The following is a 13,390-nucleotide window of genomic DNA, read 5'->3' as shown; positions in this document are numbered from 1 at the left end:
TTGCACGCAGGCATCCTACAGTCGGGACCACCCCTGACGCACCTCCCTCGTCTCACCTCTGAGCCCTCAGGCTCTCACCCCCTGTACAGATGGCTAAGGCACAGCGTCCCGCCCGCGGCGGCCGCAAGAAGAAGGTCCAGGTCGAGTCGAACGGCAACGCCTACATCAAGGCGTCCTTCAACAACGTCCTCATCACCATCACCGACGCGTACGGCAACACGATCTCGTGGAGCTCGTCGGGCAAGATGGGTTTCCGCGGCTCGCGGAAGAACACCCCGTACGCGGCCCAGGTCGCGGGCACCGAGGCGGCCAAGGAGGCCTACGATCTCGGGCTCCGCCGCGTCGACTGCTACGTGAAGGGCCCTGGCTCCGGTCGTGAGGGCGCCATTCGCGCACTCGCCATCGCCGGCCTCGAGGTCCTCTCGATCCGCGACACCACTCCGATTCCCCACAACGGCTGCCGGCCGCCCAAGCGTCGCCGCGTCTGAGTGGAGAGGCGTGGACGTGTGCAGACGGTGAGGAACGTGTTCCTCCTTCTGCTCTCGTCCGTACCTGCTCTCCCTCTCGCATCGTCGCGGGCAGAAGCCCGGTTGCGCCCGCCTCGACCCACCGCTGGTGGTACTCGGGGGCGGTGCGCACGTAGTTCCCTGGTCGCACCGTAGCCCCGGTCGGCCGACTCACGAGACACAGACAACATCCCATGGCCCGTTACCGCGGACCCAAGCAGAAGATCGCCCGCCGCTTCGGCGAGCCCATCTTCGGGCCCTCCAAGGCCCTCGATCGCAAGCCCTACGGCCCCGGCCAGCACGGCAATGCCCGCCGCCGTCGCGAGTCCGAGTACTCGACGCAGCTCAAGGAGAAGCAGAAGGTGAAGTACACCTATGGTCTCTTGGAGCGCCAGTTCCGGAACCTGTTCGAGAAGGCGGCCCGCAAGAAGGGCGTCACCGGCGAGAACCTCCTCCAGTTCCTGGAGGCTCGCCTGGACAACGTCGTCTTCCGGCTCGGCTTCGCGCGGACGCGCCGCCAGGCCCGCCAGCTGGTCACGCACGGACACGTGATGGTCAACGAGCGCGTCTCGGGCATCCCGAGCCACCAGCTCCGCCCCGGCGACATCGTCGAGATCCGCCCCAAGTCGAAGAACCTCGACATGGTGCAGGACGCGGTTAGCGTGAACCGTCGCAACTACCCCTTCCTGGAGGTCGATCGCGACAGCCTGAAGGGCAAGTTCCTCGACTTCCCGGCGCGCGAGGACATCCCGGAAAACATCCGGGAGCAGCTCATCGTCGAGCTCTACAGCAAGTAACCCGCCCGGCGCCCTGCCTGGTCCGTCTGGGCCGTGCGGGGCGCCTCGCTCTCCTTCATGCAACGACAAGCCTCAATTATGGCACAGATTCAGCTCCAGATGCCCGACGGCGTGCAGGTCGAGGAGATGAACGAGACGTACGGGCGGTTCGTCGTCCAGCCGCTCGAGCGCGGCTACGGCGTCACCATCGGGAATGCGTTTCGGCGCGTCCTCCTCTCGTCCCTCTCTGGCACGGCCATCACGGCCGTCCGCATCGACGGCGTTCAGCACGAGTTCTCGACGATCCCCGGCGTGACCGAGGACGTGACCGACATCATCCTCAACCTCAAGGGTGTCCGCTTCCGGGCCGAGGAGGAGGACGAGGGCTCGGTCTCGATCCACCTCGAAGGCCAGGGCACGTGGACCGCGAAGGACATCGCCGACAACACGGCGGACTTCGAGGTTCTCAACCCCGACCACCACATCGCGACCCTGGCCGAGGATGCCGACGTCCGCATCGATCTCCGGATCGAGCAGGGCCGTGGCTACGTCGGTGCCGAGGACAACAAGCGGGCCGACGACCCCATCGGCGTCGTCGCCATCGACGCGATCTTTACGCCGATCCTGAACGTCCGCTACCACGTCACTCCGACGCGCGTCGGCGACAAGATCGACTACGAGCGGCTCACGCTCGAGGTCGAGACGGACGGCAGCCTCTCGGCGGAGGACGCCCTCACGAACGCCGCCGCGATCCTCCGGGATCACATCGGCCTGTTCGTCGAGGTCGACACCTCGACCGGTCAGGACGCCGAGGAGACGGAGGTCGACGCCGAAGTGCAGCGCGTCCGCGCGATCTTGGGCCAGTCGGTCGACGACCTCGACCTCTCGGTCCGCGCGCAGAACTGCCTCCGGGCCGCGTCCATCAAGACCATCGGCGACCTCGTGCGTCGGGAGGAGAGCGAGATGCTCAAGTTCCGCAACTTCGGCCGCAAGTCCCTGCTGGAGCTCGTCCAGGTCCTCGACGAGCGCGGCCTGCGCTTCGGCATGGACGTCGAGCGCTACGGCGACATGAACTAGAGGGTATGGGGGCGCAGTGCACGCGGCACAGGGCTTCGGCCTCCGCGTGCTCGGCACCCAGTACCTCGTACCCAGTACCGATATGAACCACGGAAACAAGATCCTGAAGATCGGCCGGACCGCCTCCCACCGGAAGGCGACGCTCCAGCAGATGTCCTCCGCGCTGCTGATGCACAAGCGGATCAAGACGACCTTCGGCAAGGCCAAGGCGCTCCGCCGTTACGTCGAGCCCATCATCACCCACGGCAAGGACGACTCGACGCACTCGCGCCGTCTCGCTTTCAAGAAGCTGGGTGACAAGGAGGCCGTCAAGACGCTCTATGACGAGGTCATGGAGAAGGTCGGCGACCGTCCCGGTGGCTACACCCGCATCGTGAAGCTCGGCCAGCGTGCCGGCGACGCAGCCGAGGTGGTCATCGTCGAGCTCGTCGACTTCAACGACGTCAAGCCCGACGGCTCGAAGAGCTCGTCCAAGAAGACGCGTCGTTCGCGTCGCAAGAGTGGCTCCAAGCCCGCCTCGACCACGCCGACCCCGGCCGCCTCGACGCCTGCATCGGACGTGACGGAGACGCCCGAGGCCGATGTGCCCGAGAGCCAGCCGGCCGAGGCCGTCGCCAGCGACGCGCCCAACCCGGATGCGACCGGCAGCGTGCAGGTGCCGCCGTCGGCCGACGAGCACCCGGACGCCGAGCAGGGGGCGACGACCGGCACCGGCGAGCCCGGTCCGGGCGCCGACGCCGAGAACCTCGGTCGGAGCCACGACAACCGGTAAGACCCCGGTTCGTCAGCAGGTCCTGCGGGGCCCTGTTCTTCGGAACGGGGCCCCGTTTCCGTTCCGGTTCTTGCGGTGGGGGAGGAGCCGTTCCCGGACTCGTAGGGGAGATGGCGAGCGTCGATCTGCTGTCCGCGAGCGCCCCGCGCGAGTGCCAGGCGGGCAGAGAGGGGACTCCGGAGGACTGAGGTCCCAGAGTCTTCCTACCTTCCGGGCCCGACGGACGCGGCTCGCGCGTTCTTGCGGGACGCCCGGCTCGCCATGATCTCCGCCTCCGCCGACCTCCACCGCCACCTCGACGTGCTCGTCGTCGCGCCCGAGTACGAGCGCCGCCTGCGCGTGCTCCTGGAGCACTGCGAGCGCAACCTGCCTCGCGTAGACGAGGACCTGATCCGCCGGGCCTTTCGCGTCGCCTACTGGGCCCATCGCGACGACCGCCGCGCCTCCGGAGAACTCTACATCTCGCACCCGCTGGAGGTCGCGCTCATCGCGGCCAAGGACATCCGCATGGACGACGTGACCGTCGCCGCGGCCCTGCTCCACGACACCGTGGAGGACACCGACCTGTCCCTGGACCTGCTGGAGAGCGAGTTCGGAACCGAAGTCGCGCGCATCACCGATGGCGTCACCAAGATCGGGAGCGTGTTCGAGAACCGCGCCCTCGGCCGCGCCGAGAACGTCCGCAAGCTGATGCTGTCGATGGCGTCGGACGTGCGCGTCATCCTGGTCAAGTTCGCCGACCGCCTCCACAACATGCGGACGCTGGGGGCCATGCCCCCTGAGAAGCAACTCCGCATCGCCGCCGAGACGCAGGAGCTGTTCGCGCCGCTCGCCCACCGCTTCGGCCTCCACGAGGTCAAGACGGAGCTGGAGGACCTGTCGCTGAAGTATCTCCAGCCGGAGGCCTACCGCGAGATCGCCGACGGCCTCAACGCCAAGCGCCGCCAGCGCGAGCGCTACATCGAGCGCTTCATCGACCCCCTCCGCACCGAGCTTGAGGCCGAGGGGTTCGACTTCCACATCTACGGGCGCCCCAAGAGCTTCACGTCCATCTACAACAAGATGCGGCGGCAGAACGTGGAACTGGACGAGGTCTACGACCTGTTCGCGATCCGCGTCATCCTCCACACGACCGGCAAGCAGGGGCGCGAGGACTGCTGGCGCGTCTACTCGGCGCTGACGGCTCGCTACCCGCCGCTGGCTGCGCGCTTCCGGGACTTCATCTCGGTGCCCAAGTCGAACGGCTACCAGAGCCTCCACACGACCGTGATCGGTCCCGAAGGCCGGGCCGTTGAGATCCAGATCCGGACGGCGGAGATGCACGAGATCGCGGAACGCGGAGTCGCGGCGCACTGGAAGTACAAGGAGGGCGCCACCGGCGGCGACGGCGCCGCGCCCGAGAGCGCCACCGCCGGCGCCAGCGAGGCGCGCATCGACGAGATGTACGCCTGGGTCCGCGACCTGCTGGAGAACCCCACGCCCGACGACGCGGGCGAGTTCGTCCGCCAGTTCCAGCTCAACCTCTACGACGAGGAGATCTACGTCTTCACCCCCGGCGGCGACCTCGTCACCCTCCCGCGCGGTGCCACGCCGGTCGACTTCGCCTTCCAGATCCATTCGGAGGTCGGCTTCCACTGCATCGGCGCCAAGGCCGACGGCAAGATGGTACCGCTCTCGTACCGGCTCCAGTCGGGGGAGCAGGTAGAGATCCTGACCTCGAAGCGCCAGACGCCCAACCCGGACTGGGCCAGCTTCGTGGTCACCCACAAGGCCCAGTCGCGCATCAAGCACTGGGTCAATGAGCGGCGCCGGAAGGCGGTCGCGCACGGTCGCGAACTGCTCGACAAGAAGCTCGCCCGTGCCAAGCTGAAGCCCGACGAGCAGGTCATCAACAAGTGGGCGACCGGGCTCCGGTTCGCGTCCGCCCAGCAGTTGTTCTACGAGATCGGGACCGGCCAGTACGACCCGGCCGAGTTCGTCACCGCGCTCAAGCACGGCCTCCAGGCCGAGGCTCCGGACGCCCCGCCGCCGGGCGTCTCGCCCGCGCTCCTCGAAGTCGACGCCGTCGACTTCCGGGAGGATGCCCGCGAGCGGAGCGGAGGGCGGACGGCCCTCGTCATCGAGGGCGAGCGGCATACCGACCTGGCCGTCGAGTACGCCACCTGCTGCGGCCCCATCCCTGGCGACGACGTGTTCGGCTTCCTCTCCAAGACGGGCGTCGTCAAGATCCACCGGAAGGCGTGCAAGAACGCCAACCACCTCTTTTCGGACCATGCCGAGCGCGTCATCCCGGTCGAGTGGAGCCGTCAGAAGGACGTCCAGTTCTCGTCGACGCTGCGCGTGGTGGGGGAGGACCGCGTCGGCATGGTGAGCGATATGACGGCCGTGATCTCGAAGAGCCTGAAGACCAACATCCGCTCGATCACGGTCACGTCGGAGGACGGCATGTTCGAGGGTACCATCGTCCTGTACGTCAGCGACGTGAAGCAACTGCGGCGCATCACGAAGCGGCTCAACCGGCTCGACGGCATCTTCGGGGTGTACCGCGAGGAGTAGCGTCTAGGGGGTATGTGCAAAAGGCTTTGGGGGGAAGCCCGAGGAGCGGGTGAATGTTCGTCTTGCCGGATACGCAGGTGGCGGCGGTCGTAGTTTGGGCGGGGTAAGGCTGTTATTCGGTGGCCTTTACAGCCAGGGAGGTCCTCTGGGACGTCCTCGGTCTCGCAATCCTCGCACGATATGTGCGCTTCGCTCGCGATTCACTCCCACCACGATGGAATCCAACACCTCCCGTACGCCCACGCTCACCAAGAAGGATGTCGCCCGCGAGGTGGCCGCCGCGACCGGAGAGCCCCTTTACAAGTGCGAGCCCTGGGTGCAGGCCACCATCGAAGCGATCCGGGACATGATGGCTTCTGCGGACCCCGAGGTCCGCATCGAGCTTCGTGATTTCGGGGTCTTCGAGGTCAAGAAGACCAAGGCCAAGCCGAAGGCTCGCAACCCGAAGACCAACCAGACGGTCTTCATCCCGGCTCGGCGCAAGACGCACTTCAAGCCCGGCAAGCGCCTTCGCGAGACGCTGCAGGAGCCCCTGGAGGAACTCGGCTACGCGATTCCCGAGGGGAGCGCCGACCACCCCGAGTACCGGGCGAAGGCGGCCTGACGCCACGGCGGCTAGCTTGCGCGCATGACCTCCCAGCCCCGCGTCGCCGGGGTCGACTACGGCGACCGCCGCGTCGGCATCGCGCTCGCTGACCCGCTTCGACTCTTCGCGCGCCCGCTCGGCACGTTCCCGCCGGGCGAGGCGCTGCGCGAGCTGGCCCGCCTCGTGACTGACGAGGGCGTGGGCGTGCTGGTCGTCGGCTGGCCGCTGGCCGACGACGGTGGAGAGGGGGCCGCCGTCGACCGCGTGCGCCCGTTCCTCGGGCGGCTCAAGAAGGCCGCCCCGGACGCCGAGGTCGTGCTCCAGGACGAGCGCGACTCGTCGCGCCGCGCGGTGGACGACCTCGTCGCCGCCGGAGTCTCCAGGAAGCGCCGACGCGAGAAGGGCACCATCGACGCCGCGGCGGCCTGCGTCATCCTCCAGGACTGGCTCGACGAGCAGGCCGGGTGAAACGGGTGCTGAAAGGGGGCAGCCGAGGGAACGCGACGTGCGCTTCCGGCTATCCTGCCGTCCCCGCCCCGCACCCCTGATGGTCCTCCCGATCTACGCCTACGGCCAGCCGATCCTCCGCCAGCGCGCCGCTGAGATCGAGGCCGACAGTCCCGACCTCCAGACGCTCATCGACGACATGATCGAGACGATGGGCGTGGCGCATGGAGCCGGCCTCGCCGCTCCGCAGGTGGGCCACTCGCTTCGCCTCTTCGTCGCCGACCTGACGACCTACGCGGACGACCTGGCGGACGAGGAGGGGAACGTGCCAGACTATGCGACCGGCCCGCTCGTGTTCATCAATCCCGAGATCGTGCTCGACGAGGACGGCCCGGAGGTCGAGGTCGAGGAGGGCTGCCTCTCGATCCCGGACCTCCGCGAGACGGTCTGGCGGCCCGACGCCCTGACGATCCGGTTCCTCGACCGCCACTTCGTGTCGCACGAGTGGCCCGTCGACGGCCCGCTGGCGCGCGTCATCCAGCATGAGGCCGACCACCTCGACGGCGTCCTCTACCTGGACTACCTCTCGCCGTTGCGCCGCAAGTTCCTCGGCCGCCGCCTCAAGGCCATCGCCCGCGGCGACGTCGAGGCAGACTACCCGCTCGCGTTCGCAACCTGAGGAGAGGCGGAGGCCTCCCTGGTCTCTCCATCCCGGCACCGACCATCCCGGCACCGAGGCGGCGGAGTTCGCTCGCACCGGACCCCGCCGCGGTGACCGCCGTACACCCGGCCCTTCTCTTCTGCCTGACGCCATGGCCGACCTCTCTACCAAAGACGACCCGCTCCACCTCCGCGACGAGCGCCCCGACTACGCGCAAGACAAGTCGGGCATGGGCAACCAGCCCAACAGCGACGACGACCTCTCCGAGGAGCAGGCGCCCGAGATGAACCGCGTCGAGGACGTGGGCTCGCTCGGCGTCGACAAGCCCACCGTGACCCTGGACGAGGAGGCCGTCCGGAAGGCGGAAGCAGAAGGCAAGGGCTATCAGTAAGCCTGACCGACGGCGCCGCGTCCGCTGGCTCTGCACCGATTGCTCGTGAACCCCTCGGCCGCCGCCCTGCTCTCCGTCCTCGCGATCTCGCTGGTCTCGCTGGCGGGCGTGTTCACGCTCTCGCTCGGGAAGGCCCGTCTGGAGCGGACCATCTTCCTGCTGGTCGCCTTCGCGGTCGGCGCGATGCTGGGCGGGGCGCTCCTCCACCTGATTCCGGAGAGCTACGAGGCGCTCGGCGGCGGCCCCGCGACGGGCCTGCTCGTGCTGACCGGGGTCGTGGCCTTCTTCGTGCTGGAGAAGTTTCTCCACTGGCGCCACCAGCACGGCGCGCCGGAGGCGCTGGAGGGGGCGACCGGGCACGTCCACCACGGCCACCACCACGGCCTGGACGCCGGGGCGCCGTTCGCGCTCGTCAACCTCGTCGGGAGCGTGGCCCACAACCTGATCGACGGCGCCATCGTGGCGGCCGCCTACATGGTCTCCATCCAGACCGGCGTGGTGACCACGCTGGCGGTGATGCTCCACGAGATCCCGCAGGAGATCGGCAACTTCGGCGTGCTGGTGTATGGCGGCTACTCACCCAAGAAGGCGCTGTTGTACAACTTCATCGCCGGCCTCGGCGGGCTCGTCGGCGCGGTCCTCGTGCTCGTGCTCGGCAGCCGCGTCGACGGCCTGTCGGACGTGCTGCTGCCGATCACGGCGGGCGCGTTCCTCTACATCGCCGGGAGCGACCTCATCCCCGAACTGAACCGCCGTCACAGCTACCCCGCCACCAAGGCGGTCGGCCAGCTGGTCATGATGCTCCTGGGCATCGCCGTGATGGCCCTGCCGCTGCTGCTGAGCTGAGCGGCGGTGGCCGGCTCCGCGGACGGAACGTCATCCGGCCGCCCCCGCTCGTCCCTTCCCTGTGCTCACACCGGACCTCCTGCTCGGCGCCTACCGCATCGGCGTGTTTCCGATGGCGGACCCCAACGGCGAGATCGGGTGGTACGCGCCGGACCCGCGGGCTGTCCTGCCGCTGGACGCCTTTCACGTCCCCAAGACGCTCGCCAAGACCGTCCGCCAGGGGCGCTTCGAGGTCGTCGTGGATCGCGACTTCGAGGGCACCGTCCGCGCCTGCGCCGCCCCTCGGGCGGACCACGACGAGACCTGGATCTCGGAGGACATCGCCGAGGCGTACGTCGGGCTCCACGAGCGCGGATACGCCCACAGCGTCGAGTGCTGGGCCGACGGAGCGTTCGCGGGCGGCCTGTACGGCGTGGCGCTGAACGGCGCCTTCTTCGGCGAGAGCATGGTGACGCGCGTCCGCGACGCCTCGAAGGTGGCGCTGGTGCACCTGGTCGAGCGGCTGCGCGCGGGCGGCTTCGTGCTGCTCGACACCCAGATGTCGACTGGCCACCTCGCGCGGTTCGGCGTGGTCGAGATCCCGCGCTCGGCGTTCGAGCGGCGCCTCGCCGTGGCGATGACCACCGCGGCCGACTGGCACGCCATCGACCGCCGCGTGGAGAAGGAAATCCGCCGCGGGTGAGGGCAGGGGAGGGCGCGTTCCGATCTTGCGACTCCGCCCGCCTCGGCACCACTCCGGTGGATCGGGCGTTCACCGACCGTCCCACCGCCCGCGCCATGCTCCGCCTCGTCCTCGCCCTCAGCCTGTCCGCCCTCGGCGCGTCGTGCGGCCAGCAGGCCGCCGAGCCCGACGCCCGCCCGACGACCGTCGCCGACGCCGAGGTCCTTCCGGCCGCGCCTCCGGCCTCCAACGCGGCGCCGCTCTCCGACGCCGACCTCCCCGCCGACACCACCGAGGCGGCCGACCCGGAGACGATGGCCGTCTTCCGGCGCATCCTGAACGACGCCGCCGCGCAGGGTGTCGCCGCGCGTCCGTATGGCGAGATCGTCCAGTGGGTCGGCGAGCAGTTGCTCGGCCAGCCCTACGTCGCCGGGATGCTGGACGCGCCCGAGTCCGAGACGCTCGTCGTCGACCTGACCGCCTTCGACTGCGTGCTCTACATCGAGAACGTGCTGTCGCTGTCGCGCATGATCGCCCTCGGCGAGACCGACTACCAGGCCTACGCCGACGGCGTCCGGACGCTCCGCTACCGGGACGGCGACCTCGACGGCTACTGCTCGCGCCTCCACTACTTCTCCGACTGGATCCGCGACAACGCGCGCCGCGGCACGCTCGACAACATCACTGCGGCCATCGGGGGCGAGGCCTTCGAGAAGCGGCTCACCTTCATGGGCGAGCACCGCGACGCGTACCCGCGCATGGCGTCCGACTCGACCTACGCCTGCATTCTCGACATGGAGGCGTCGCTGGCAGGCGCCGAGCTGTTCTACATCCCCCAGAACCGGATCGCGGGCGCCTACGACGGCATGCAGGCGGGCGACATCATCGCGACTGCGACGCGCATCGGCGGGCTGGACGTGACGCACACCGGCTTCGTCCACAAGACGGCCGCCCACACCGGCTTCATGCACGCGTCGCTCTCGTCCGACGAGGTCAAGATCTCCGACGACCTCGCCAGCTACGTGCAGGGCATCTCCAGCCAGATCGGCGTGGTGGTCGTGCGCCCCCTCGACCCGAGGCAGGAAGGGTAGAGGCCGACGGTCCAGGAGGCGCCGACGCGGGAGCCCTCGCCCGACCCGTGGAGCACCGCTACGGGTCTCTCTTCTCCTCTTCTCGGCGGCTCCTCTTCTCACGACCCCGCCTTCGGTCCGATCTTGCCACCTCACCCTCTGGGCTCGACATGGACCTCAAGCGAATCGGCGTGTTCACCTCCGGCGGCGACTCCCCCGGCATGAACGCCTGCATCCGGGCATCCGTCCGCTGCGCCCTGGCCGAGGGGCTGGAGGTGTACGGCATCAAGCGCGGCTACGCCGGCATGATCGACGGCGACTTCGTCGAGATGGACAAGCAGTCGGTGTCCAACATCCTCCAGATGGGCGGCACGATCCTCAAGAGCGCCCGCTCGGACCGCTTCCGGACGCCCGAGGGCCGCGCCGAGGCCGCCGCGAAGCTCCGCGAGGTCGGCATCGACGCGCTCATCGCCATCGGCGGCGACGGCACGCTCCAGGGCGCGACGCACCTCGCCCACGAGCACGGCATCGCCGTCGTCGGCTGCCCCGGCACCATCGACAACGACCTCTTCGGAACCGACGAGACCATCGGCTTCGACACCGCCCTCAACACGGCCCTCGACTCGATCGACAAGATCCGCGACACGGCCGACGCGCACGACCGGCTGTTCCTGGTCGAGGTGATGGGCCGCGACACGGGCTTCATCGCGCTCGCCTGCGGCATCGGCGGCGGCGCCGAACTGGTGTTGATTCCGGAGATGATGACCGACGTGGTCGCCATCAAGGACCGCATCCTGTCGCTGATGGCGAGTCAGAGCCGGTCCAGCATCGTGGTCGTGGCTGAGGGCGACGAACTCGGCGGCGCCCACATGATCCGCCAGGCGCTCGCGCAGGACCCCGCCTTCGACCGCATCGACACGCGCGTCTCGGTGCTCGGCCACATCCAGCGCGGCGGCTCGCCCACCGCCCGCGACCGCGTCCTGGCCTCCCGCCTCGGTGCGGCGGCCGTCGAGGCGCTCATGGAGGGCCACGACGGCGTGATGGTCGGCATCGTCAACAACGACCTCAAGCTGACGCCCATGCGCAACGTCTGGAGCCGCAAGAAGGACGTGGACTACGACCTGCTCCAGCTGACCGAACTGCTCAGCTAGCCCCGCCTCGGCACCGAGGCGGGCATGTCGGACGCCGACATGGCTAGTCCTTCTCCTCCCCCACGGGGGAAGAGATCCCCCACGGCCCCGAGGCAGGTGAGTCACTAGGTGGAGTGAGAGATGTCTATATTTGGTGAGAGGTCACCAGGTCTGGTGACTGTGCATTCCGCATAATCACTGGTTCTGCGGCCTACTGCCCGCACCTGCATAAACACTGACTCTAATTCCATGGCGCAGCCCAAGCAACGCACCGTTCGTTCCCTGATAGAGGAACTTGAGGAACGGGTAGCCGATGGTCGTTCGACGAACGACGACCCAGTTCTGGTCCGGGTTAACTACGGCTCCGAGTTCGTGAAGCACGTTCAGGAGAACGTCGATAAGGGCTCGGTTGATTTCGTGTACCCAGCTCTCCGAGGAGGACTGAACAACCTATTTATCGAGCTAGACGACCCGTGGTCTGAGGACCGAGCCGCAGAGTGATAGGGCGGCCGCAGAACGGCCCCCTGTTCTGCGGCCTCGAACCTTCTCGAGATTGAGGGCGAGTCTTTGCCCAGCAACGACTATTACTCATGAGGCGACGTCCGCAGTCCGATGAAGACCGTATCCGGCCTGCAGTCGAATTGCTCCGACGTGGTGCCGAGGCTTGGAATGCTGAGAGGGGTTCGCTAGGGACTGAGCCTTACATGGCAGGGCTGTCCTTCATGGATGCCTTTCCCTCCGATGATCCATACGACTTGCCAAGCCTGTACGGGTACGACTTCTCAAACTGCTTTCTAATGTCGTCCACGATTCGGAATGCGTGGTTCGTTGATTGCAAGTTAGACGGAGCTAAAATCACTCATTCTGACTTAGTTGATGCTGGGTTTGAGCGGTGCTCGCTAGTGGGGGCTCGTCTCGGGAATAGCGTCCTGAGTCGCGCGTTCTTCGAGGACTGCTCGTTCGATAGGGCGCGCCTCGCCTACTGCGCCGCACGGGAGACTACGTTCTCTCGTTGCTCCTTCGCCGGGGCTGACCTCTCTCACATGTCTCTGGTGCGCGCTAACCTGAGTGGATCGTCTCTAGTTGGCGCTTACGTGTACGGAGTCTCAGCGTGGGACGTGACGACCGAGCAGACGCATCAGCGAGAACTCATTGCTACGAGAGACGAGTGGAGGGAGCGGTACGGTGAGCCCGAGGAGGAGGACGAGTTCTATAAAAGCCAAAGAGGTCCCGTCGTAACAGTTGGCTCCCTAGAAGTTGCACAGTTCATCAACCTCCTTCTCAGCAACCCGAAGGTCCGTGATGTCATCGATACGATCACCTCACGGGTTGTTCTCGTCCTCGGCCGTTTCACGGCCGAGCGGAAGGCAGTGCTTGACCGAATTCGGGACGACCTTAGTTGTCTGGGGTACGTACCGGTACTATTCGACTTTGACGGACCCGAGTCCCGTGACGTGACCGAGACCGTCTCGACGCTCGCTCATCTCGCCCGTTTTGTAGTCGCCGACATCACCGAGCCTCGTAGCGTCCCTCAGGAGTTGACAACGATCGTACCTCACCTCCCGTCGGTTCCGATTCAACCGATCATCGCAGAGGGTCACCACCCGTATGGCATGTTTGAACACTTCGAGCGCTACCAGTGGGTTCGGCCCATACTCGTATACAGTCAGGACGGGTACGACTCGCTGGCTGAGCGCATTGTTGAGAGTGCGGACGGGTGAAATAAATCGCACTCACGCTGGGCCGCAGAACCCACCGCTGCAGGCCGACCTTCGGCGCTAGCGTTCTTGCTTCGGTGTGAGGTCGCCGCGTACGTTGCTCGCTCAATCCTTCATGCCGTCAGCCAAAGGCGGCTGAGCGGTCACCTGTTCCACGGGCGCGAGCGTCGATTCCACGGGCGCGAGCGTCGAT

Annotated in this window: 15 protein-coding genes and 1 pseudogene; all 16 read left to right on the top strand. The window is 67.4% G+C overall.

All coding sequences use genetic code 11. The annotated features are described in order from the left end of the window. Window positions 1–89: 89 nt before the first annotated feature. Window positions 90–488, top strand: a complete 399-nt coding sequence (gene rpsK, locus B1759_RS16330; RefSeq protein WP_095516156.1) for a 30S ribosomal protein S11 — start codon at window positions 90–92, stop codon at window positions 486–488. A 212-nt stretch (window positions 489–700) separates the two neighbouring features. After that, entirely contained in the window at window positions 701–1,303 is a 603-nt protein-coding gene (rpsD, locus tag B1759_RS16325) for a 30S ribosomal protein S4 (RefSeq protein WP_095516155.1), read from the top strand. A 78-nt stretch (window positions 1,304–1,381) separates the two neighbouring features. Further along, complete coding sequence (locus B1759_RS16320; RefSeq protein WP_095516154.1) at window positions 1,382–2,359, top strand: DNA-directed RNA polymerase subunit alpha; 978 nt, start codon at window positions 1,382–1,384, stop codon at window positions 2,357–2,359. 82 nt (window positions 2,360–2,441) lie between these two features. Next, window positions 2,442–3,131: a 50S ribosomal protein L17 gene (gene rplQ / locus B1759_RS20560; protein ID WP_095516153.1), complete on the top strand. Its 690-nt coding sequence runs from the start codon at window positions 2,442–2,444 to the stop codon at window positions 3,129–3,131. Between the two features lie 261 nt (window positions 3,132–3,392). Further along, window positions 3,393–5,687 (top strand): bifunctional (p)ppGpp synthetase/guanosine-3',5'-bis(diphosphate) 3'-pyrophosphohydrolase, encoded by a 2,295-nt coding sequence (locus tag B1759_RS16310; RefSeq protein ID WP_095516181.1) that lies wholly within the window; start codon window positions 3,393–3,395, stop codon window positions 5,685–5,687. 214 nt (window positions 5,688–5,901) lie between these two features. Further along, a complete protein-coding gene (locus B1759_RS16305; protein WP_095516152.1) occupies window positions 5,902–6,291 on the top strand; it encodes an HU family DNA-binding protein in 390 nt (129 codons plus the stop codon). A gap of 24 nt (window positions 6,292–6,315) precedes the next feature. After that, window positions 6,316–6,741: a Holliday junction resolvase RuvX gene (ruvX, locus tag B1759_RS16300; RefSeq protein WP_095516151.1), complete on the top strand. Its 426-nt coding sequence runs from the start codon at window positions 6,316–6,318 to the stop codon at window positions 6,739–6,741. A gap of 79 nt (window positions 6,742–6,820) precedes the next feature. Further along, window positions 6,821–7,399, top strand: coding sequence for a peptide deformylase (def, locus tag B1759_RS16295; RefSeq protein ID WP_095516150.1), 579 nt, complete (start codon window positions 6,821–6,823; stop codon window positions 7,397–7,399). 133 nt (window positions 7,400–7,532) lie between these two features. Further along, entirely contained in the window at window positions 7,533–7,772 is a 240-nt protein-coding gene (locus tag B1759_RS16290; protein ID WP_095516149.1) for a hypothetical protein, read from the top strand. A gap of 45 nt (window positions 7,773–7,817) precedes the next feature. Beyond that, entirely contained in the window at window positions 7,818–8,618 is an 801-nt protein-coding gene (locus tag B1759_RS16285; protein WP_095516180.1) for a ZIP family metal transporter, read from the top strand. A gap of 61 nt (window positions 8,619–8,679) precedes the next feature. Further along, window positions 8,680–9,300, top strand: coding sequence for a leucyl/phenylalanyl-tRNA--protein transferase (gene aat, locus B1759_RS16280; RefSeq protein WP_095516148.1), 621 nt, complete (start codon window positions 8,680–8,682; stop codon window positions 9,298–9,300). 95 nt (window positions 9,301–9,395) lie between these two features. Beyond that, window positions 9,396–10,370, top strand: coding sequence for an N-acetylmuramoyl-L-alanine amidase-like domain-containing protein (locus tag B1759_RS16275; RefSeq protein ID WP_143537443.1), 975 nt, complete (start codon window positions 9,396–9,398; stop codon window positions 10,368–10,370). A gap of 149 nt (window positions 10,371–10,519) precedes the next feature. Continuing rightward, window positions 10,520–11,500 (top strand): 6-phosphofructokinase, encoded by a 981-nt coding sequence (pfkA, locus tag B1759_RS16270; protein WP_095516146.1) that lies wholly within the window; start codon window positions 10,520–10,522, stop codon window positions 11,498–11,500. 228 nt (window positions 11,501–11,728) lie between these two features. After that, window positions 11,729–11,980 carry a hypothetical protein gene (locus B1759_RS19425; RefSeq protein ID WP_143537442.1) on the top strand — a complete coding sequence of 84 codons (252 nt, stop codon included), beginning with the start codon at window positions 11,729–11,731 and terminating at the stop codon, window positions 11,978–11,980. 89 nt (window positions 11,981–12,069) lie between these two features. Continuing rightward, window positions 12,070–12,567, top strand: a pseudogene (locus tag B1759_RS20555) (pentapeptide repeat-containing protein); the annotation flags it as partial. A 30-nt stretch (window positions 12,568–12,597) separates the two neighbouring features. After that, the gene (locus tag B1759_RS20275) at window positions 12,598–13,200 is read left to right on the top strand and encodes a hypothetical protein (RefSeq protein ID WP_233134434.1); all 603 of its coding nucleotides are present in this window, start codon (window positions 12,598–12,600) and stop codon (window positions 13,198–13,200) included. Window positions 13,201–13,390: the final 190 nt, after the last annotated feature.

This window comes from Rubrivirga sp. SAORIC476 (genome assembly GCF_002283555.1).
Taxonomy (GTDB): domain Bacteria; phylum Bacteroidota; class Rhodothermia; order Rhodothermales; family Rubricoccaceae; genus Rubrivirga.
This window is presented reverse-complemented; position numbering and strand designations above follow the sequence as displayed.

Coding starts and splice junctions, on each gene's coding strand:
- rpsK (WP_095516156.1), top strand. CDS start 90: ATGGCTAAGGCACAGCGTCCCGCCCGCGGCGGCCGCAAGAAGAAGGTC.
- rpsD (WP_095516155.1), top strand. CDS start 701: ATGGCCCGTTACCGCGGACCCAAGCAGAAGATCGCCCGCCGCTTCGGC.
- B1759_RS16320 (WP_095516154.1), top strand. CDS start 1,382: ATGGCACAGATTCAGCTCCAGATGCCCGACGGCGTGCAGGTCGAGGAG.
- rplQ (WP_095516153.1), top strand. CDS start 2,442: ATGAACCACGGAAACAAGATCCTGAAGATCGGCCGGACCGCCTCCCAC.
- B1759_RS16310 (WP_095516181.1), top strand. CDS start 3,393: ATGATCTCCGCCTCCGCCGACCTCCACCGCCACCTCGACGTGCTCGTC.
- B1759_RS16305 (WP_095516152.1), top strand. CDS start 5,902: ATGGAATCCAACACCTCCCGTACGCCCACGCTCACCAAGAAGGATGTC.
- ruvX (WP_095516151.1), top strand. CDS start 6,316: ATGACCTCCCAGCCCCGCGTCGCCGGGGTCGACTACGGCGACCGCCGC.
- def (WP_095516150.1), top strand. CDS start 6,821: ATGGTCCTCCCGATCTACGCCTACGGCCAGCCGATCCTCCGCCAGCGC.
- B1759_RS16290 (WP_095516149.1), top strand. CDS start 7,533: ATGGCCGACCTCTCTACCAAAGACGACCCGCTCCACCTCCGCGACGAG.
- B1759_RS16275 (WP_143537443.1), top strand. CDS start 9,396: ATGCTCCGCCTCGTCCTCGCCCTCAGCCTGTCCGCCCTCGGCGCGTCG.
- pfkA (WP_095516146.1), top strand. CDS start 10,520: ATGGACCTCAAGCGAATCGGCGTGTTCACCTCCGGCGGCGACTCCCCC.
- B1759_RS19425 (WP_143537442.1), top strand. CDS start 11,729: ATGGCGCAGCCCAAGCAACGCACCGTTCGTTCCCTGATAGAGGAACTT.